17 protein-coding genes are annotated in these 19,732 nt (G+C 62.4%); 14 read left to right on the top strand and 3 right to left on the bottom strand.

Going from position 1 to position 19,732, the window contains the following annotated elements; translation table 11 throughout:
• Window positions 1-8: 8 nt before the first annotated feature.
• The 5 genes from iolE (at window position 9) to SR908_RS11545 (ending at window position 7,961) form a co-directional block, all read left to right on the top strand.
• Window positions 9-908 carry a myo-inosose-2 dehydratase gene (gene iolE, locus SR908_RS11565; protein ID WP_246924321.1) on the top strand — a complete coding sequence of 300 codons (900 nt, stop codon included), beginning with the start codon at window positions 9-11 and terminating at the stop codon, window positions 906-908.
• 58 nt (window positions 909-966) lie between these two features.
• On the top strand, window positions 967-2,469 hold the full coding sequence (locus tag SR908_RS11560; protein ID WP_246924318.1) for a CoA-acylating methylmalonate-semialdehyde dehydrogenase: 1,503 nt from the start codon (window positions 967-969) through the stop codon (window positions 2,467-2,469).
• A 250-nt stretch (window positions 2,470-2,719) separates the two neighbouring features.
• The gene (locus tag SR908_RS11555) at window positions 2,720-3,103 is read left to right on the top strand and encodes a tautomerase family protein (protein ID WP_246924316.1); all 384 of its coding nucleotides are present in this window, start codon (window positions 2,720-2,722) and stop codon (window positions 3,101-3,103) included.
• Between the two features lie 220 nt (window positions 3,104-3,323).
• Complete coding sequence (locus SR908_RS11550; RefSeq protein ID WP_246924313.1) at window positions 3,324-5,057, top strand: purine-cytosine permease family protein; 1,734 nt, start codon at window positions 3,324-3,326, stop codon at window positions 5,055-5,057.
• Window positions 5,058-5,465: 408 nt separating this feature from the next.
• Complete coding sequence (locus tag SR908_RS11545) at window positions 5,466-7,961, top strand: EAL domain-containing protein (RefSeq protein ID WP_246924311.1); 2,496 nt, start codon at window positions 5,466-5,468, stop codon at window positions 7,959-7,961.
• Between the two features lie 158 nt (window positions 7,962-8,119).
• On the opposite strand, the gene SR908_RS11540 is transcribed toward SR908_RS11545, so the two are convergent.
• Window positions 8,120-8,905, bottom strand: coding sequence for a DeoR/GlpR family DNA-binding transcription regulator (locus tag SR908_RS11540; protein WP_246924308.1), 786 nt, complete (start codon window positions 8,903-8,905; stop codon window positions 8,120-8,122).
• Between the two features lie 244 nt (window positions 8,906-9,149).
• Here SR908_RS11540 and deoC point away from each other — a divergent pair, with 244 nt between their 5' ends.
• The 5 genes from deoC (at window position 9,150) to cdd (ending at window position 13,750) form a co-directional block, all read left to right on the top strand.
• Window positions 9,150-9,923, top strand: coding sequence for a deoxyribose-phosphate aldolase (gene deoC / locus SR908_RS11535; RefSeq protein ID WP_246924305.1), 774 nt, complete (start codon window positions 9,150-9,152; stop codon window positions 9,921-9,923).
• A gap of 64 nt (window positions 9,924-9,987) precedes the next feature.
• Window positions 9,988-11,322: a thymidine phosphorylase gene (gene deoA, locus SR908_RS11530; protein WP_246924302.1), complete on the top strand. Its 1,335-nt coding sequence runs from the start codon at window positions 9,988-9,990 to the stop codon at window positions 11,320-11,322.
• The gene (locus SR908_RS11525) at window positions 11,319-12,599 is read left to right on the top strand and encodes a phosphopentomutase (RefSeq protein ID WP_246924299.1); all 1,281 of its coding nucleotides are present in this window, start codon (window positions 11,319-11,321) and stop codon (window positions 12,597-12,599) included. Before deoA ends, SR908_RS11525 begins: the two co-directional genes overlap by 4 nt.
• 4 nt (window positions 12,600-12,603) lie before the next feature.
• Window positions 12,604-13,335, top strand: coding sequence for a purine-nucleoside phosphorylase (gene deoD, locus SR908_RS11520; RefSeq protein WP_097022811.1), 732 nt, complete (start codon window positions 12,604-12,606; stop codon window positions 13,333-13,335).
• Window positions 13,328-13,750 carry a cytidine deaminase gene (gene cdd / locus SR908_RS11515; RefSeq protein ID WP_246924296.1) on the top strand — a complete coding sequence of 141 codons (423 nt, stop codon included), beginning with the start codon at window positions 13,328-13,330 and terminating at the stop codon, window positions 13,748-13,750. Before deoD ends, cdd begins: the two co-directional genes overlap by 8 nt.
• Before the next feature lie 15 nt (window positions 13,751-13,765).
• Here cdd and SR908_RS11510 read toward each other — a convergent pair whose 3' ends face one another.
• Window positions 13,766-14,695, bottom strand: coding sequence for a LysR family transcriptional regulator (locus SR908_RS11510; RefSeq protein ID WP_246924293.1), 930 nt, complete (start codon window positions 14,693-14,695; stop codon window positions 13,766-13,768).
• A gap of 84 nt (window positions 14,696-14,779) precedes the next feature.
• On the opposite strand from SR908_RS11510, the gene SR908_RS11505 reads away from it, so the two are divergent.
• Window positions 14,780-15,208, top strand: a complete 429-nt coding sequence (locus tag SR908_RS11505) for a DMT family transporter (protein WP_097022814.1) — start codon at window positions 14,780-14,782, stop codon at window positions 15,206-15,208.
• A gap of 10 nt (window positions 15,209-15,218) precedes the next feature.
• Complete coding sequence (locus tag SR908_RS11500; RefSeq protein WP_097022815.1) at window positions 15,219-15,701, top strand: DMT family transporter; 483 nt, start codon at window positions 15,219-15,221, stop codon at window positions 15,699-15,701.
• Between the two features lie 3 nt (window positions 15,702-15,704).
• Here the strand turns inward: SR908_RS11500 and SR908_RS11495 are convergent, their stop codons facing one another.
• A complete protein-coding gene (locus tag SR908_RS11495) occupies window positions 15,705-15,911 on the bottom strand; it encodes a DUF3820 family protein (RefSeq protein ID WP_246924290.1) in 207 nt (68 codons plus the stop codon).
• Window positions 15,912-16,114: 203 nt separating this feature from the next.
• On the opposite strand from SR908_RS11495, the gene SR908_RS11490 reads away from it, so the two are divergent.
• Both SR908_RS11490 and SR908_RS11485 read left to right on the top strand, forming a co-directional pair.
• Window positions 16,115-17,665, top strand: a complete 1,551-nt coding sequence (locus SR908_RS11490) for a BCCT family transporter (RefSeq protein WP_246924287.1) — start codon at window positions 16,115-16,117, stop codon at window positions 17,663-17,665.
• On the top strand, window positions 17,662-19,698 hold the full coding sequence (locus SR908_RS11485; RefSeq protein ID WP_246924285.1) for a CocE/NonD family hydrolase: 2,037 nt from the start codon (window positions 17,662-17,664) through the stop codon (window positions 19,696-19,698). The genes SR908_RS11490 and SR908_RS11485 overlap by 4 nt, the downstream gene beginning before the upstream one ends.
• Window positions 19,699-19,732: the final 34 nt, after the last annotated feature.

Here is a 19,732-nt window from a genome sequence, read left to right as displayed (position 1 = left end):
AGTTCGCCATGAGCGTAAGACTGGGTATCAACCCCTTGACCTGGACCAACGACGACCTGCCCAGCCTGGGCGGTGACACGCCACTGGAAGTCTGCCTGTCCGAGGGCCGCGAGGCCGGTTTCAGCGGCTTCGAACTGGGTCACAAGTTTCCCCGCACCCCCGACGCCCTATCGAAGGTGCTGGGCGACCATGACCTGTCGCTGGTCTCCGGCTGGTATTCCAGCCGGCTACTGGAACGCAGCCCAGAGGAAGAGATCGAGGCAGTCAAGGATCACCTCGAGCTACTCAAGCAGTGTGGCGCCCAGGTGATGGTGTTCTGCGAGGTCACCCACTGCGTGCACGGTGACCAGTCGAATCCGCTATCCCAACGCCCCCATCTCGGCGAAGACGAATGGGCGCGGCTCACCGAAAGGCTGAATATCGTCGGTGACTACCTCAAGGAACAGGGCGTGCAGATGGCCTATCACCACCACCTGGGGACGGTGGTGGAGAGTCAGGCCGACGTCGAGCGGCTAATGGACTCGACCCGCGATTCGGTGGGCCTGCTCCTTGACCTCGGCCACCTGGTGGGCGCCGGCGGCGATCCTCTGGCGATTGCCCGGCGATATGCCTCGCGCATCAACCATGTGCATTGCAAGGATATCCGCTTTCCGGTGCTCAAGGAGGTGCGCAACCGCGACAAGAGCTTCCTCGACGGTGTGCTCGACGGCCTGTTCACCGTTCCGGGCGACGGTAACGTCGAATTTCTGCCCACCCTCCAGCACCTCAGCGAGGTCGGCTATCAGGGCTGGTTGGTGGTCGAGGCCGAACAAGACCCGCAGGTCGCTCATCCGCTGACCTATGCACGCATGGGCTACCAGAATCTACGTTCGCTGGCCGAGCAGGCAGGCTTCACCATCGAGACATGAGCGGGTCGCAGGATGCCTCCTCACTCGCAGAGATTACTGACTCATCGAAGGTAACGTCATGAACCAGATCCATCACTACATCAACGGCAATTCCGTGACCGGCCGCAGCGAACGCTTTGCCCCCGTCTACGACCCTGCCACCGGCGAGCAGACAGCCCAAGTCGCACTGGCCTCAGCCGAACAGACCCACGAGGCCGTGCACATCGCCGACGAAGCATTCGCCAAGTGGTCCAAGGTCTCGCCGCTCAAGCGCGCGCGTATCCTATTCAAGTTCAAGGCACTGGTCGAGGAGCACGCCGACGAGCTGGCACGGCTGATTTCCAGTGAGCACGGCAAAGTGTTCTCCGATGCCAAGGGTGAACTAACCCGAGGGCTGGAGGTTGTGGAATTCGCCTGCGGTATCCCGCACCTGCAGAAGGGCGAGCACTCGATGAACGTCGGCACCGGTGTCGACAGCTTCTCGCTGATGCAGCCCCTGGGCGTGTGTACCGGCATCTCGCCGTTCAATTTCCCGGCGATGGTGCCGATGTGGATGTTCCCCATCGCCCTGGCCTGCGGCAATACCTTCGTCATGAAACCCTCCGAGAAGGACCCGTCGACACCCCTGCGCCTGGCCGAGCTGTTGACCGAGGCGGGCCTGCCCGACGGCGTCTTCAACGTGGTCAATGGCGACAAGGAGGCCGTCGACGTGCTGCTCACCGATGAGCGCGTCCAGGCGGTGAGCTTCGTCGGCTCCACGCCGATTGCCGAGTATATCTACGCCACCGGATCGGCCCACGGCAAGCGCGTCCAGGCGCTGGGGGGCGCCAAGAATCATATGGTGATCATGCCCGATGCCGACCTCGACCAGGCCATCAACGCCCTGATGGGCGCCGCCTACGGCAGTGCCGGCGAGCGCTGCATGGCGATCTCGGTGGCGGTGCCGGTCGGCGAGGAGACCGCCAGCCGCCTGCGCGAGAAGCTCATCGAGCGGTTGGGTACTCTCAGCGTCGGCCCTGGTCTGGCCGACGGCCCCGAGCACGACATGGGCCCGCTGGTCACCAGAGAGCATCTGGAGAAGGTCAAGAGCTACATCGACACCGGCGTCGCGGAAGGCGCTGAACTGGTCGTCGACGGCCGCGAGACCACCCTCGACAACGCCGGTAACGGTTTTTTCGTCGGCGGCACTCTGTTCGATCACGTCAAGCCGGGCATGCGCATCCATAGCGAGGAGATCTTCGGCCCAGTGCTGGCAATCGCCCGCGCGGCGAGCTTCGACGAGGCGGTGACCATGATCAACGCCCACGAGTATGGCAACGGCACGGCGATCTTCACTCGCGATGGCGACGCCGCGCGTCAGTACTGCGAGCAGATCCAGGTCGGCATGGTCGGCGTCAACGTACCGATCCCGGTACCCATGGCTTTCCACAGCTTCGGCGGCTGGAAGCGCTCGCTGTTTGGTCCGCTGCACATGCACGGCAGCGACGGCGTGCGCTTCTACACCCGCATGAAGACCGTGACCCAGCGTTGGCCAAGCGGCATTCGGGAAGAAACCAACCACTTCACGATGCCGATTCACTAAGCGCTCGTTGTTGCTACCCATCTGAGGGGGGACGCCGGAAGCAAGCTGCTGCGAGGGGTCATTCGTCATGGCCGGAAAATAGTGCCCGAATTTTCCGGCATTTCCGCCATCCATGGCGGTCAGATGACGGATGTAGAGCCCAATGACGGGTTATAACGCCCTCGCGTAAGCTTGCTGCCAGGCGGTCCAACTGCCTAACGAGTCACGGAAGACGTACTTCTACACAACAGTTTGCCTGGAGAACGAACATATGCCGCTCGTGACCATTTCCGTTCCCGATCACCGTCCGGCGCTGTGGCGCAAGCAGGTCGCCGATATCGTCAACGCAGCAGTGATCGAGACCCTCGACTTTCCCCCGGATGATCGCTATCAGCTCATCCAGACACTGCCAGCGGAGCAGATCGAACTGCAGGATCGCAACCGGGATGCCATCGTGTTGCAACTGACCATGCGTGCCGGCCGCCCCAGTCACGCCAAGCAAGCCTTCTATCAGCGTATCGTCGACGATCTTGCCAGCCAGGCCGATCTCGACCCCGCCAACGTGATGATCGTGATCACCGAAAATGCCGATGCCGACTGGTCGTTCGGTCATGGCGAAGCCCAGTTTCTCGTCGCTCAACAGAGTGTCAACTGAATCCCCTTCCACTCATTGATCCTCCCTTGCAGCCCCTACAAGCCGGCATTGCCGTATTGGGGTGGGGCTACCCCCTTAATGGAATAAAAATTCCATTAATACCAAAGTATAGAATAAATGATTTGAAATACCATAGCCCGGCATATAAATTCAATGAGTGTTCCTTCAAAACATCATCGCCCGCTGCCGCCCGTGCAAGACGGCCCTGGGAGGAAAAACAATGACTTCGACTTCAAGCACAAGGAAAGTTACCGAGACCGCTGAAAGCGGCGAGTATGAGCGCCAGCGTATTCCAGCCGACAAACAACTCAACGGTACCTACTTTCTCGGCGCCTATGCCGGTGAGCATGTGGCCGGCACGGAGTTCGTCATCGGCGCCTCGCTGGTCGCTCTGGGTGTCAGTACCAGCGACCTAATCTGGGGCCTGCTGCTTGGCAATCTGCTCGCCGTGCTGTCCTGGGCCTGGGTTTGTAGCCCGATCGCCACTCGCTCGCGCATGACCATCTATTGGTATCTGGAGCGACTGGCCGGCAAGCACTTCTCGACCGCCTATAACCTGCTCAACGGCCTGATCTTCGCGGTGGTCTCCGGCGCCATGGTCACGGTATCGGCCTCGGCCTTCCGCGTCATGACCGATATACCGCCACAGACAGCCTGGTATCCCCAGAGTGTCAGCTTCGTGATGCTGGCGCTGTTCGTCGGCGCCATCACCGTGTGGATGACGATCAAGGGTTTCAAGCTGATCGCCAACTTCTCGACGGTCTGCTCCCCGTGGATGGCTACCATGTTCCTGGCCAGCGGTATCGTCACCGTGCCCGTGCTGCTGCACACCGGCCAACTCGACGGCATCACTTCGCTCAATGGCGTTCTCGATACCTTCGTATGGACCGGCACCACGCCTGACGGCTCCGCAGGGATTTCAGTGTGGGTCATTGCCGCCTGGGCCTGGGGCGCCAACCTGCCCATGCATCTGGGCATGAGCGACATGAGCATCCTGCGCTTCGCGCGCAAGTCCAGCTATGGCTACTTCTCCGCCGCCGGCATGTACATCGGCCATTTCATGGCCTGGATTTGCGCTGGCCTGATGGGGGCCACCGCCGCCCTGCTGGCGAAATCCTCGCTCATCGAGATGGACCCGGGCGGTGTTGCGTTCCGTATCCTCGGCGCCATGGGGCTGATCGCCGTGGTGGTCGCCGGCTGGACGACGTCCATCCCCAGCCTGTACCGCGCCGGCCTGGCCTTTCAGGCCGTGTTCGACCGCTTCTCACGTGTCCAGGTCACCGTCGCCACCGGCGCCGTGACGACGGTGATTGCCTGTTTCCCGTTCGTGTTCACCCAATGGCTGAACGTCCTGTCGTATTTCATCATGCTGATCGCCCCGGTCGGTGCCATCATAGCTGCTGAGCACTTCCTGCTGCCGCGTCTGGGTATTCGTCCCTTCTGGCGTGAGCAACACGGACTCGCCATCAACCTGCCTGCCTTTGCTTCGTGGGGACTCGGTGTAGTAGTAGGGATCATGCTGTTGTCACTTCACGCCATCCACCTGTTCGCCCTGTTTATTCCCGTGTGGCTGGTCAGCTTCCTCGGCTATCCGCTGCTTTGCCATCTCGCTGGGGCCGCCAAAGGCAATGACGCCCGGGAGCCTTACGAAGACGCTTATGGTCCGGTACTCAAACGTGATTCCACGGAGACTCCACCTACAGGCTACCAGCCGGTCAATCGCCGCAACCCTTGGTATGCCATCGCCGCGGTCTGTCTGATTGCCATCCTGGGCATCGCCGGCTGGGGCGCGGTCACCGATAGTCCCGTGGAACATTTGGATATCTTCCAGAGCCTAATAATCATCCCAACTCTGCTCTACTTCATTGCCGCCATCGTGTGGATGAAAAGCCGTCGCAAGCCACGCTCCCGGACCGGTCACGCCACCTCGTCTCTAGTCAGTCGCGCCGATTGAGTTCCTTATTCTCCGATTCCTTACGCCGCCTATCGAAAACGATAGGCGGCGTTTTCTTGTACTACCTTCAATAATTATGCAAGACTCACATATTTTATAAATAAAAACTAATATAAATATACTGAGCAACACTCTTGAGTGAGGTTAGGCCCGTGCCACTAATTACAATAGCTACACTTATGGCCTTTATAATTTCGGCTAGGTGTGCCACCCCGCTAGACATAAGAACATACCAACCTTTGGAATCCTCATCGCCTCCTAATCTCAAGTAGCGACGCCACCATGCCGATAACGTTATCCTGACGTAGGATGTGCGATCTTGACGAGACGGACGCGCCCGTCCCTTCTCATGCTCTAGTATCCGCCGGCCATCGCCATATACCACGCGACGAGGAATAAGCCGACCGCATGACTCACCATTTCATGATGCCCGGCCCTGTACCCCATGCCATCCAAGGCCACTGGAACCCCTGGCTGATCGTACTTTCCTGTCTCGTGGCATGGTTGGCCGCCAGCATCGGCTTGTTGATCGGTGAGCGCATGCAAGACGCTGAAGGTCGGGAACGCCGCTGGGTATGGCTAATGGCGGGTGCCGGCATGATGGGGCTGGGAGTGTGGAGCATGCATTTTACCGGTATGCTGGCGTTGCGACTCCCCTTACCCATGCAGTACGACATTAGTCTGACACTCATCTCGCTATTGCCCGCCATGCTCGGCAGCGGCTACGCCTTGCATAGCATGGCTATCCCTCATCCATCTCCTGGACGTGCACTAGGCGCTGGCTTCGTCCTGGGGACCGGCATCGGCGCCATGCACTACTTGGGCATGGAAGCGATGCGCATGCCCGTGGAAGTTCACTACGACGTCATCCTGTTCACCCTGTCGCTCGTCGTTGCCTGGGCACTCGGCATCGTTGCTATGCTCCTTCACCGCCGCTGCGTGCGACACCAGCGTTTGACACATCTAAACGGGCGCTTGCTAGGGGTCGCCGCCTGCATTTCACTGGCTATCAGTGGCATGCATTACGTGGCCATGTCCGCCACGTATTACATGCCGACTCCCGCGCCTCACCACACGGTGGAAACCTCTTCCGAGTGGCTCGCCATCAGTGTCAGCGGTGCCGTCACGCTGGTATTGATGCTAGTAGCGCTGAGCGTGTTCATCGACCGGCGCCTACAACGCCACGCCCGTCAGTCGACGATGTCCCGCGAGCAGTTGATGGAAGTCATCGCCGCGATCAATGACGCCTTCCTGCTGTTCGATTCCCACGGCCGGATCGTACTCAGCAACCGGGCCTTCACGGCCATGACCGGTTACACCTCCACCGACATTCAGGGCAAGCCTCTGTCAGTGCTCGAGCACTCCCATGAAAGCGCCCGGATCCATCGCGATATCCGCCGTCACATCATCGATAGCGGACAATGGCAAGGTGAGATCAAGGCGCGACGCAAGGACGGCCAGGCGTTTCCCGCGCGCCTCAGCGTCAGCTGCGTCGAGTACAGCCACGGCGCCACCCGCCATTATGTTGCCACGCTCCACGATCTGAGCGCGCGCCGCGAGGCGGAGGCAAAAATTCATCGCCTCGCCCATCACGACACTCTGACTGGCCTGCCGAACCGCCAGACCCTATATACGCGCCTCGACGCCGTGCAAGCCGCGAGTCACACGCAAGGGCAAAGCGGTGCGCTGATCATGCTCGACATCGACAATTTCAAGGCACTCAACGACTCGCGGGGCAATGCCGCCGGCGATATGCTGCTGCGTCATGTAGCACGCCGGCTCAAGCGTTTCGCTCGTCACGAACACGACCTGGCACGCTTGGGCGGCAATGAATTCGCTCTGGTGGTGAGCGGCTTGCCATCCGATCCCGACGCCGCCCTTGCCGAACTGCAACACCACATGACCACCGTGCGACAGGTCATCGGCGGCGTGTACGATCTCGACGATCATTCACACACTACGACACATAGCCTGGGCGGGGTGTGGTTCGGTGACGACGACGTGGCAACGGACGAACTGGTCAAACGCGCCAGTCTGGCACTCTCGCGGGCCAAACAGGACGGTGGCAACGCATGTCATGTCTTCCATCCCGAGATGGAAGCCGCCCTGCAGGATCGTCTATGGATGGAAGCCGAGCTGCGCCAGGCTATCCAGGACGAGCAGATGCGCTTGTACTACCAACCCCAGGTCGATGCCGAAGGCAACATCATCGGGGCCGAGACGTTGATCCGCTGGCAGCATCCCGAACACGGCATGATCTCCCCGGGTGCATTCATTCCCCTCGCCGAAGAAACCGGTTTGATCGTGCCCATCGGGCAATGGGTGCTGGCAAAGGCATGCGAGCGGCTGGCGCACTGGGCCACCGATCCGGCCTTGGCCCACTTACAGCTGTCCGTCAATGTCAGCGTGCACCAGTTTCAGCAGCACGACTTCGTCGCCCAGGTACTGGCTACACTCGCCGATCATCACGCGCCGCCCGAACGGCTGACCCTGGAGCTCACCGAGAGCCTGCTACTCGCCAACGTCGAGGGTGTCATCGAGAAGATGATGCAGCTCAAGCACCACGGCGTGAGCTTTTCTTTGGATGACTTCGGTACTGGCTATTCGTCGCTGGCCTATTTGAAACGTCTGCCGTTCAATGCCTTGAAGATCGATGTTTCCTTCGTGCGAGATGTCCTGGTCGAGGCCAACGACGCCGCTATCGTCAAAACCATCATTGCCCTGGCCGACAGCCTGCAACTAAAAACCGTGGCCGAAGGTGTGGAAACCCTGCCCCAACGCGATTTCCTCGCGCAGCTCGGCTGTCATCATTATCAGGGCTATTACTACGGACGCCCAGGCCCGGTCGAGGCCTTCGAGACGCTCGTCACGCCGCCTCCCGCACAGCGCACTACTCTCAGATAGCCCCATCAGAATCAAGCCGCCCGCCATGCAGAAGACGCCGGACAGCGCTGAGACAAAAAGCACCACGCTGAGAAACACCTGAGAGAGAAAGAGGAAACGTCATGCCTGTCCCGAACCGCCCCCGTCGCGCCTATTGACCCACCCGCATTCGCGCGCCCTCACAACACCTGGAGCGTCGGCCAAGCGTGCCCCGGCCGCGCCACCAGGGTGTCACGCAATGCCTCGCCCGCCGCACCGCTGGTCAGCATCACATCGAAGGTCTCGAGATCGGCGAAAAACGCCGGGCGCACCAGGTCGAGCTTGCTCTCGTCGGCGATGAGGATCCGTTGCACGGCGGTTTCCAGGGCCACCTGCTTGGGCACCACCTCGTGGAAGTGAAAGCAGCTCACCCCCTTATCGACATGGACGCCAGCGGCGGAAATGAACGCCTTGTTGATGCCCAAACGGCGGATCGCGGTGACCAGTTCCTCGCCTCCAAATGACTGCGACACGGGATAATAGAGCCCGCCGAGCAATACCAGGCGCACGTGAGGCAGCGCCATTTGCTCGATGGCATTGGCGACGTTGAGCGCGTATGTCACCACCGTCAGCGGCATGTTGGGATCGAGCCGGGCGAACAGCGGAATCAGCGTTGTGCCGCAATCCACGAAGATCGTGTCATCGGCCTCGACCATGCGTGCCGCCTCATCGCACATGCGCTGCTTGGCCTGGGCGAAGCTGTCCTGCTGGGCGGCGAAGTCGTACCCGGTGGCCACCTGCGGATGCTCGGCCAGCAATAAACGCCCGCCTAACGAGACGATGGTGTCCTGGCTGGCGGCGATGTCGCGGCGTATGGTCATCTCCGAGACCTGGCAGCGCTGAGCGGCCTCAGCGATCGGCAGCATGCCTTCTGCGCGCAAGGTGTCCTGTAGCCATTGAAGGCGTGCCGCACTGCGGCTATTCATTTCAAATATCTCCGTCGACACGCCGGTCGACGAGCGTCGCTCGCCATCCCCCGGCACATTTTGTTAGCTTAGCCACAAATTTTCTGTTAGAAAAATAACAAAGGCGGCCTAACAATAAAGACAAGGACATTACCATGCCAACGTCTTCCTGCGCGTCTTCCGGCACATTCGTCGTCCGCGCGACCGACTCATCGACCCATGCAAACGCGCCAGGCGCATGCATGCCACTCGGGGACTCACGCCCATGACCGATCTCAAGCCCATCGCCCGTCAGGCCTTGGCCCTGATGGATCTCACCTCACTCAACGACGACGATGACAGTGCCCGTATCCAGACGCTGTGCCGTCGCGCGAACACGCCCGTCGGCTATCCCGCCGCGCTGTGCCTGTACCCGGCCTTCATCGAGGACGCCCAACGCGAACTCGACGCCCTTGGCCTGACCCGACGCATTCGCATCGCCACGGTGACCAACTTCCCCGAGGGTGCTTCCAACGCCGAGCGCGCAGCGCGCGAGACACGTCGCGCCGTGGCCGCGGGCGCCGACGAAGTCGACGTAGTCTTTCCCTATCGGGCCCTGCTCGACGGCGCGCCCGATGTCGGCCGCTTGCTCGTCGAGGCGTGCCGCGAGGCCTGTGGCGGCGCGACGTTGAAGGTCATCCTCGAAACCGGCGAGCTCCAGGATCCCGCTCTGATTCGCCAAGCCGCCGACATCGCCATCGCCGCCGGTGCCGACTTCATCAAGACCTCCACCGGCAAGGTCGCCGTCAACGCCACCCTCGAATCCGCCGAGATCATGCTCGAGGCAATTCGCGACAGTGGCCGCGACGTCGGTTTCAAGGCCGCCGGCGGTATTCGCACCACCGAGGACGCCAAGGCGTATCTCGAGCTGGCCGCACGCATCATGGGCGACGACTGGGCCACACCCGTGCACTTCCGCTTCGGCGCCTCGGGGCTGCTCGACGCGTTGCTCGCCACCTTGGAAGTCGGTGACACCAAGGCGCCCCAAGACGGTTACTGAACGCTCACCGGCAGATATCGACAATCAACGGCAGACATCGACAAACAACAACACGGTTATCGCCATGCTGATTCAAGACATCCTCCGCCGTAAGCGTAACGCCGAGGTCCTCGACGCCGACGCCATCCACACCTTCATGCGCGGCGTCGCCGATGGCAGCGTGGGCGATGCTCAGATCGGTGCCTTCGCCATGGCGGTCGTGCTCAATGGCATGAACCGCGAGGAGGCCATCGCGCTGACCGAGGCCACCCGTGATTCCGGCCAGGTCCTGCGCTGGCACGACCTGAACCTCGACGGCCCGGTGCTCGACAAGCACTCCACCGGCGGCGTGGGCGATCTCGTGTCGTTGGTACTCGGGCCGTGGATCGCCGCCTGCGGCGGTCACGTGCCCATGATCTCCGGGCGCGGGCTCGGCCACACCGGCGGCACGCTGGACAAGCTCGAAGCGATTCCTGGCTATAACGTCACGCCCGACGACGATCTCTTTCGCCAGTTGGTGAAAGACGTCGGCGTGGCGATCATCGGCCAGACCGGCACCCTCGCCCCCGCCGACAAGCGCCTGTACGGCGTGCGCGACGTGACCGCCACGGTCGAGTCGTTGCCATTGATCGTAGCCTCGATTCTGGGCAAGAAACTGGCCTGCGGGCTCGACACCCTGGTCATGGACGTCAAGGTAGGCAACGGCGCCTTCATGCCCACGCCCGACGCCTCGCGAGAACTGGCCGAGGCCATCGTCGCCATCGGCAGCGGCGCCGGCACGCCCACCAGCGTGCTGCTGACCGACATGAACCAGCCGCTGGCCGACTGCGCCGGCAATGCCTTGGAAGTCCACGAGGCGTTGAGGCTCTTGCGCGGCGACGGGCGCGATAGCCGCCTCTACCAGGTCACCCATGCCCTGGCCACGGAAATGCTCGTGCAGGCCGGCCTCGCCACCGATGCCGCCGACGCCGCAACGCGTCTGGAGACCGCCCTGGCCTCCGGCGAGGCGTTGGAGCGCTTTTCGCGCATGGTGCATGGCCTCGGCGGCCCGAGCGATCTGGCAGAACGCCCCGCGCACTATTTAGCGCCAGCGCCCTTCACGACCGATGTCGTTGCTCCTCGGGCCGGCACCGTCAACGCCATCGACACCCGCGCACTGGGTCTCGGCGTCGTCGAACTGGGCGGCGGTCGCCGCAACGCCGGCGATGCCATCGACCACCGCGTCGGTCTCTCGCACATCGCCGCGCTCGGCCAGCGCATCGAGATCGGCCAGCCTCTGCTGCGCCTGCATGCCACCAGTCGAGCCGAGGCCGACGCCGTCTCTCGGCGCCTGAGCGAGGCTTTCACTCTCGGCGAACCGGCTCACGCTGTGCCGCCCGAACTGATCCACGCCACCCTGCGTCAGGAGACATCGTCATGACCCGCGCCATCCTGCTCGTCCTCGATTCCTTCGGCATCGGCAACGCCCCGGACGCGTCGGCGTTCGGTGATGCCGGCGCGGATACGCTAGGCCATATCGCCCGACATCGTGCTGCCTCGGGCCGGCCTCTCGCCCTGCCCAACCTGGCAAGCCTTGGGCTCTATCACGCGCATCATCGCGCCACCGGCGAGTGGGCAGAAGGTGTCACGCCACCCGACATGCTCGACGGCGCCTACGCGGCAGCGGCGGAGATCTCCTCAGGCAAGGACACACCTTCCGGGCATTGGGAAATCGCCGGGGTGCCGGCGCTGTTCGAGTGGGGCTACTTCCTCGACGAGACCCAAAGCTTCCCGCCCGACCTTCTGGAAGCACTGATCGAGCGCGCCGACCTGCCCGGCGTTTTGGGCAACTGCCATGCGTCCGGCATGCCGATCCTCGAGGCACTTGGCGAAGAACATATCGCCACTGGCAAGCCCATCGTCTATACCTCCGCGGACTCAGTGTTCCAGATCGCCGCCCACGAGACCCACTTCGGCCTGGACCGCTTGTATGCGCTGTGCGAAATCGCCCGCGAGCTGCTGATGCCCTACAACATCGGCCGCGTCATCGCCCGCCCCTTCGTCGGCGAAACGGCTTCGGGTTTTATTGGAGAGACACCCGAGACCTTCGAGCGCACCGGCAATCGCCGCGACTACGCCATCGAACCGCCCACGCCGACCGTACTCCAAAAGCTGCACGACGACGGCGGCACGGTGCTCGGCGTGGGTAAGATCGGCGATATCTACGCCCATTGCGGCGTTTCGAAAGTGCTCAAGGCCCACGGCCATGACGCGCTGTTCGACGCGACGCTCAAGGCCATCGATGAGGCCGGCGAGCGTTCACTGGAGAATAAGCAGACGCTGGTGATGACCAACTTCGTCGACTTCGACACGCTCTACGGCCACCGGCGCGACCCGGATGGCTACGCCGAGGCGCTGGAAGCCTTCGATCGGCGTTTGCCGGAAGTGCTCGCCAAGCTGCGTCCCGAGGACCTGCTGATCCTCACCGCCGATCACGGCAACGACCCGACCTGGACGGGTACCGACCACACCCGCGAGCAAGTGCCCGTGCTCGCCAGCGGTGCAGGCTTGACGCCGGGACCGTTGGGCGACGAGGCCGGTCGTCTGGCGACCTTCGCCGATATCGGCCAGAGCCTGGCGACGCATTTCGGTCTCACGCCCATGGCCCACGGCAGCGACTTCCTAACCGACTCCACCACGACGACAACAGGAGACTGATGCCATGTCGACGCCGCACATCAATGCCCCCGCAGGTGCCTTCGCCGATACCGTGCTCATGCCCGGCGATCCGCTGCGCGCCCAATTCATCGCCGAGACCTTTCTGGAAGACGTCGAGTGCGTCAACCAGGTGCGCAACATGCTCGGCTTCACCGGCACCTATCGTGGTCGCCGCCTGTCGGTCATGGGTAGCGGCATGGGCATTCCTTCTATCTCCATCTACGCCAAGGAGCTGATCACCGACTACGGCGTCAAGCGTCTGGTGCGTGTGGGCTCCTGCGGCGCGGTACGCGACGACGTGGCCGTCAACGACATCGTCGTGGGCATGGGTGCCTGCACCGACTCCGGCGTCAACCGCACCCGCTTCAAGGGGCATGACTTCGCCGCCATCGCCGACTTCGCACTGACCCGCCACGCCGTCGACGCAGCCAGCGCACGCGGCACCCCGGTCAAGGTCGGCAACCTGTTCTCGGCAGAGCTCTTCTATTCGCCCGACGAGGCAATGTTCGAGGTCATGAAGCGCCATGGCGTGCTCGGCGTCGAGATGGAAGCCGCCGGCCTGTACGGCGTCGCCGCCGAGTTCGGCGCCCGCGCGTTGACCGTGTGCACGGTGTCCGACCATATTCTGAAAGGCGAAGCCCTCGATGCGCAGACACGCCAGACCGGCTTTCACGAGATGATGGCGATTACCCTCGAGGGCCTGCTACGCGACGACAAGGAAACTTCCCATGCCTGAGACGCGACCCGCCCCCCTTTCCGAGGCGTCGCGCCAGGCGTTGATCGCGGTACGCGACAGCGCCTACGCGCCCTACTCCCGCCATCCGGTCGGCGCCTTGCTGGTCGCCGAGAGCGGCCAGCACTACCTGGGCTGCAACGTGGAAAGCGCCAACTTCAAGGGCCTCTGCGCCGAAGCCGGTGCCATCAGCGCGATGATCGCGCAGGGCGAGCGAGAGATCGCCACGCTTTACGTCATCGGCCCCGGTGAACACCTGTGCACGCCCTGTGGCGACTGCCGCCAGCGCATTCGCGAGTTCGCGACTCCGGAGACCGTCATCGTCGTCCTCGATGGCAATGGCGCGCCGCTCCGGCACTACACCATGGAGCAGTTATTGCCTGACTCCTTCGGGCCGGAGAACCTGCCTCCGTCGTGAGGCAGACAACGGACATCAAGCATCCCAATACGGCGGCTCGCCGATCGTCGCCTGCAAGTCCTCCAGGAATGCCGCCACCTTGGAGGAGCGCAAGCGGTTTTCCGGAAAGATCGCATGGATGCCTTGCGGTGCTGGCTCACCGGAGGCTTCCCAATCGGACAATACCGGCGTCAGCCGCCCGGCCTTGAGTTCCGCGTGAATCAGCCAGGTCGGAAACAGCACGATACCCTGCCCCTGCAAGGCGGCTTCCAGCAAGCTCTCGGCGTTGTTGCTGCGCAAGTTGCCACGCACTTCCCGCGCCTGATACTTGCGGGTTCCCTCGGCTCGGAAATACCACTGCTGGACGCCTCGCGTGCCCTTGTAGATCAGACAGTTGTGCTCTACCAGCGCATCGGGCGTCGACGGCACGCCCCACCGCTCGAGATAGCCCGGCGCGGCGCATACCACGAAGTGCTGTTCGGCCAGCCGACGCGCCACCAGGCTGGAATCATTCAAGGCGCCCACCCGCACCACGACATCGACGCCTTCTTGTACCGGGTCGATGAAGGCATCGCTGAGCGTCAGCTCCGTCTCGATATGCGGATAATTGGCCTGAAAACTCGCCAGACGCGGTGCGATATGCCGCCGCCCGAATGCCACCGGGGCGTTGATGCGCAACAACCCCTGCGGCTGCGACGCGGTGCCCGCCGCCTGCTCCGTGGCGATATCCAGCGTATCCAGGATCTCGCGCACTTCCTGATAATACCGCTCGCCCACTTCCGTCAGCCGCACCGCGCGCGTGTGCCGATAGAGCAGTCGTTGGCCCAATGCCTTCTCCAGCGCCGCGATATGGCGCGACACCGACGAAGCCGGCAACCCCTGCTGGCGTGCCGCCCCCGCAAAGCTCCCCGTGGCCGCAACCCGTACAAACAAGCGCAGCGCCACCAATGAGATCGAGTTGCTCATAGAACAATTCACCTATGCCAAATCACTGTATTGTAGCGTTAAAAGCAAGAGGCTATCGTCGTCTGCCTTTTACGGAGACGTCACATGAAAACCATCAGCATCTTGCTGGCCGTACTTCTCGCCGGCATGGGTCTGTCCATGGAAGCCGGCCTGCTTGGCCCCTTGGGCGAGGAAATCGGTCACTTTTCAGCGACCCTGTCGATCTTTCTCGTCGGCGGTCTGTTATTGACCCTGGCACTAATCTTCACCCGGCCCCGGCTCGGCCAGCTGTTCCAGCAACCCCGCTGGCTACTGACCGGCGGCATTCTAGGTCCGGTGTACGTCGTCGTGCTCACTATCGCCACTCCCTTCGTGGGCGTCGGCACGACCATGATCGGCATCCTCAGTGGGCAAGTCGCCGCCAGCCTGGTCATCGATCATTTCGGCCTGCTGGGTAGCGAGCGCCGCACCGTCGACGGCTACCGACTTCTCGCCCTGGTCTTGATCATCGCCGCCCTCTGGCTCATGCAGTAAGGAGACTCTCATGCTATTGCCGATCATCTTTCTCGTACTTCTCATCGGCGGCGCCGCTCTCGCCGCCCAGTCGTCGATCAACGGCCGTCTAGGCGCCAATGTCGGCGTGCTGGAAAGCGCCTGGCTAACCTTTGTCTCGGGCGCATTGATCACCTTCTTGTTGATGTTTTTCTTCGAGCCTGCGCACCAAGAGACGTTGTTCACGGTGCCCAAATGGCAGTTGATTGGTGCCCTGTTCGGCGTGGTCTACATGCTCGTCATCGTCTTCGCTGTGCCCCGCGTCGGCACCGCCGCCGCCACGGTCGCGACGATCTCCGGCCAATTGCTGATGAGCGTATTGATCGACAACTTCGGTTGGCTGGGCAACGCCCACATGCCGCTGGACGCCTCGCGCTATACCGCCCTGGCCCTGCTCGCCGGTGCCTTGGTGTTGATCTATCTGAGCAACACGCGACGGCGGGTCGGGCAGGCCAAGGCGGCCGCCGCGGGTTAACCGTCAACGCAGCGGTTCTAGCAGCGCGTTGAGTCCGTTGTGGTCGATTTCATGCATCAGGGCGAGCAGTCGCCCGATTTCCCCCTGAGGGAAGCCCTGCCGGGCAAACCAGGCCAGATAAGGGCCAGGCAGGTCGGCGATCAGCCGACCTGCGTACTTGCCGAACGGCATCGTGCGGGTGGCGAGCTTTTGCAAATCTTCGGAGTTCATGGCGGCGCTTCTCGCGTAATGATTCGATGCGGTCATGCTAACGGACGCGTCATCGCACGTCGCCATGGCGCATATGCCATGCGTCGCACGCATACCCCCATTACCAAGTAGCGTTTGAGCGTAGCGCACCGTGTGTCGGTAGAGTGGCATGCCATGCTATTGGCGCATGGCGCCACACGATAACGACAAACGGAGACTGGGTGATGCAAACATCGCTACGGCCCTTGGTTTTCTGGCCAACCTTCCTGGTATTGCTGGCAGCGGTAATCGCCAGCTACGTCAATCTCGATGCCTTCCTGGCGACCGCCAGCGCGCTAAACGATGCCATTCTGGATAACTTTGCGTGGCTCTTCAGCCTGGGCAGCCTGTACCTGCTGGTGTTGGCCGTCATCGTTTATTTTTCGCCACTGGGTAAGCTACGTATCGGCGGCGAGCAGGCAACGCCCATGCTGTCGCGGCTGCGCTGGTTCTCGATCACCTTGTGCACCACCCTGGCCGTGGGAGTGTTGTTCTGGACCACCGCCGAGCCGCTGTATCACTTCATGTCGCCGCCCGAGTCGCTGGGCCTGGAGGCCGGCTCGGGCGATGCCATGCTGTTCGCGATGTCGACCATGTTCCTGCACTGGTCGTTCACGCCCTACGCCATCTATGCCGTCCCGGCGCTGATCTTCGCCCTGGCCTTCTACAACCTGCGCCTGCGCTTCTCGATCTCGAGCATGTTGGAGCCTGTCTTCGGCCCCAAGGTCAAGCGTTTCGGCGGTCTGATCGATGCCGTGTCGCTCTACGCCCTGGTGGCCGGCATGGCATCGTCGCTGGGCACCGGCGCGCTGACGCTGGCCGGCGGCGCGGGCCAATACCTGGGCGGCGAAACCAGCCCCCTGCGCCTGGGCGTGGTCATTGCCCTGATCGTGGTGACCTTCGTGATTTCGGCGGCTAGCGGCCTGCAGAAAGGCATCGCGCGGCTATCGTCGCTGAACGCTATATTGCTGTTGATTCTGGGCGTGTTCATCTTCGTGGTGGGGCCGACGAGCTTCATGCTCTCGCTGGGCGTGGAATCCTTCGGCGTCTATCTCGATGGCTTCTTCACCAAGAGCCTGTTCACCGGGGCCGCCGGCGAGGACCAGTGGCCACAGTGGTGGTCGATCTTCTATTGGGCGGTATGGTTCGCCTGGGCACCCATGGCGGCGCTGTTCCTGGGCAAGATTTCACGCGGCTACACGGTACGCGAGTTTCTGCGCGTCAATCTGTTTTATCCAGCACTTTTCGCCTCCGCTTGGGTCATCATCTTCTCCGGCGCGGCGCTTTATTTTCAGGCCCATACCGGTGTCGACCTGCATGCCATTCTTAATGATCGCGGCGTGGAAAACGTGCTCTACGAGCTGTTTCGACAGATGCCTTTCGCCGGTGTCTGGATTCCCTTGCTGCTGTTCATTGCCTACATCTCCTACGTCACGGCGGCGGACTCGCAGACCGATGCCATCGGCAATCTTTGCACACGCGGGCTGACCGCCGACTCGGACCTCAACACTGGCGTGTCGATGAAAGTCCTGTGGGGCGTCATCGTCGGCATCGTGTCCTGGGTCATGGTCAGCTTCGTGGGCATCGACGGCATCAAGATGCTCTCCAATCTCGGCGGCCTGCCGGCGCTGATCATCGTGCTGCTCGCCACGGGCTCGCTGTGGCGCTGGTTGAAACATCCTGAGCGCCTCGCGACACCGCCTCACTCTTCTCACGCTTCCAAGGACGACGCATGAACATCAAGCACGACTTTCCACACCGCGTGCGCGAGATCGAGAACCAATGGATCGTGCTCGCCGATGGCACGCGGCTAGCGGCCCGTATCTGGTTGCCCGAGGATGCCGAGTCGAAGCCAGTGCCGGCGATCCTCGAATACCTGCCCTATCGCAAACGCGACGGCACGGCGGTGCGCGACGAGCTGACTCACCCCTACTTCGCCGGCCACGGTTACGCCTGCATTCGGGTCGATATGCGCGGCAACGGCGAGTCCGACGGGTTGATGGAAGACGAATATGCCCCGCAAGAGCAACGTGATGCGCTGGAGGTGATCGATTGGATTACCGATCAACCCTGGTGCGACGGCAAGCTCGGCATGATGGGCATCTCCTGGGGCGGCTTCAATAGCCTGCAACTCGCCGCGCTGCGCCCCGAACCGCTCAAGGCGATCATCACGCTGTGCTCCACCGACGACCGCTACGCCGACGACATCCATTACAAGGGCGGCAACATGCTGCTCGAGAACCTCGGCTGGGCGGCGACCATGCTGAGCTTCTCCGCCGCCGTGCCCGATCCGGCGCTGGTCGGCGATCGATGGCGCGAGATGTGGAAGCATCGCCTCGACAACATGCCGCTGCTGGCGGAAACCTGGCTCGAGCATCAGCATCGTGACGACTACTGGAAACATGGTTCGATCTGCGAGGGCTATCACCAAGCGCTAGGCGGCATCGAAGCGGCTGTCTATATGGTCAGCGGCTGGGCGGATTCGTACATCGATGCCATTCCGCGAATGATGGAGCACCTGTCGTGCCCCAAGAAGGCGCTGATCGGGCCGTGGATGCACAAGTACCCGCACTTTGCGATCCCCGACCCGGCCATCGGCTTTCTGCAGGAGGCGCTGCGCTGGTGGGACTACTGGCTCAAGGATACCGACACCGGCATCATGGACGAGCCCGCGTGCACCTTCTATCTGCAGGATGGCGTGCCGCCCGCACCGAAGTACCTCGAACGCCCGGGGAAGTGGGTGCGGACCTCAGCCTGGCCAGCGCCCAGCGACGAGGTCGAGATGCAGTCTCTGGTACTCGGCGATTACGGCCTGGGGAGCAAGGGTCGGTTGAGCAATGATCGACAAATCGCCTCCCCGCTGACCACAGGCTCGCTGCAGGGCGAGTACATTCCGCTATGGTTTGGCGCCGACTTTCCCCCCGACCAGCGTCGCGACGACGGCCTGTCGTTGACCTTCGACTCGGCGCCCTACATCGAAGGGCTCGACATTCTCGGCCAGCCGACGGTGAGGGTGACGCTCGCCAGTGCCGAGGATTGCGGTCAGTTCCACGTGCGCCTTTGTGACGTAGCGCCGAGCGGCGAGAGCGCGTTGATCACCTACGCCACGCTCAATCTCAATCTGCGCGACGATCCCGGCACGCTCACGCCGCCGGTCCCCGGCGAGCCGATGGATATACGCCTGCCACTGGACCTGATCGGCTACCGCCTGCCCCCAGGACACCGCCTGCGCGTGGCGCTCTCCAGCGCCAGTTTTCCGCTTGTGTGGTCGCCCCAAAAGCGCGCTGACCTGACGCTTCAGTCGGGCATGCCGACACTCGAGCTGCCATGTTCAAAAGCGGCTTACATCTCGATGCCATTCGAAGCACCGGAGAGCGCCGCGCCGTGTCGCGTCGAAACGCTTCGCGGCGGACAACCCAAGCGCACTCTCAGCGAAGACGTCGGCAGTGGCGAGGTGACCGTCACCGTGGAAGACGACATGGGCGACATTCGCTTCGAGGATCACGGCTTACGTGTCGAGCAAAAAGCAAAAGAGGTCTACAGCAGTCACCCGACCGACGCCACACGGACACGTGCCGATATCGAATGGGTCTATCGTGCCAGCCGCGATGAAGGCGACGGTCAGTTCGCCGTCGAGGTGACCAGTCGCTATCACCTGCATTGCGACGCCGATACCTTTTATCTCAGTGCCGAACAGATCGCCCACGAAGGTGAGACCCAGGTGAGCGCGAAGTCGTGGCAGCGCGAAATTCCACGCACGGCCATCTGACCGGCGGCGTGCATGTTATGCTCCGGGGCCGTTT

Source organism: Chromohalobacter canadensis (genome assembly GCF_034479555.1).
In the GTDB taxonomy this organism is placed as follows: domain Bacteria; phylum Pseudomonadota; class Gammaproteobacteria; order Pseudomonadales; family Halomonadaceae; genus Chromohalobacter; species Chromohalobacter canadensis.
This window is presented reverse-complemented; position numbering and strand designations above follow the sequence as displayed.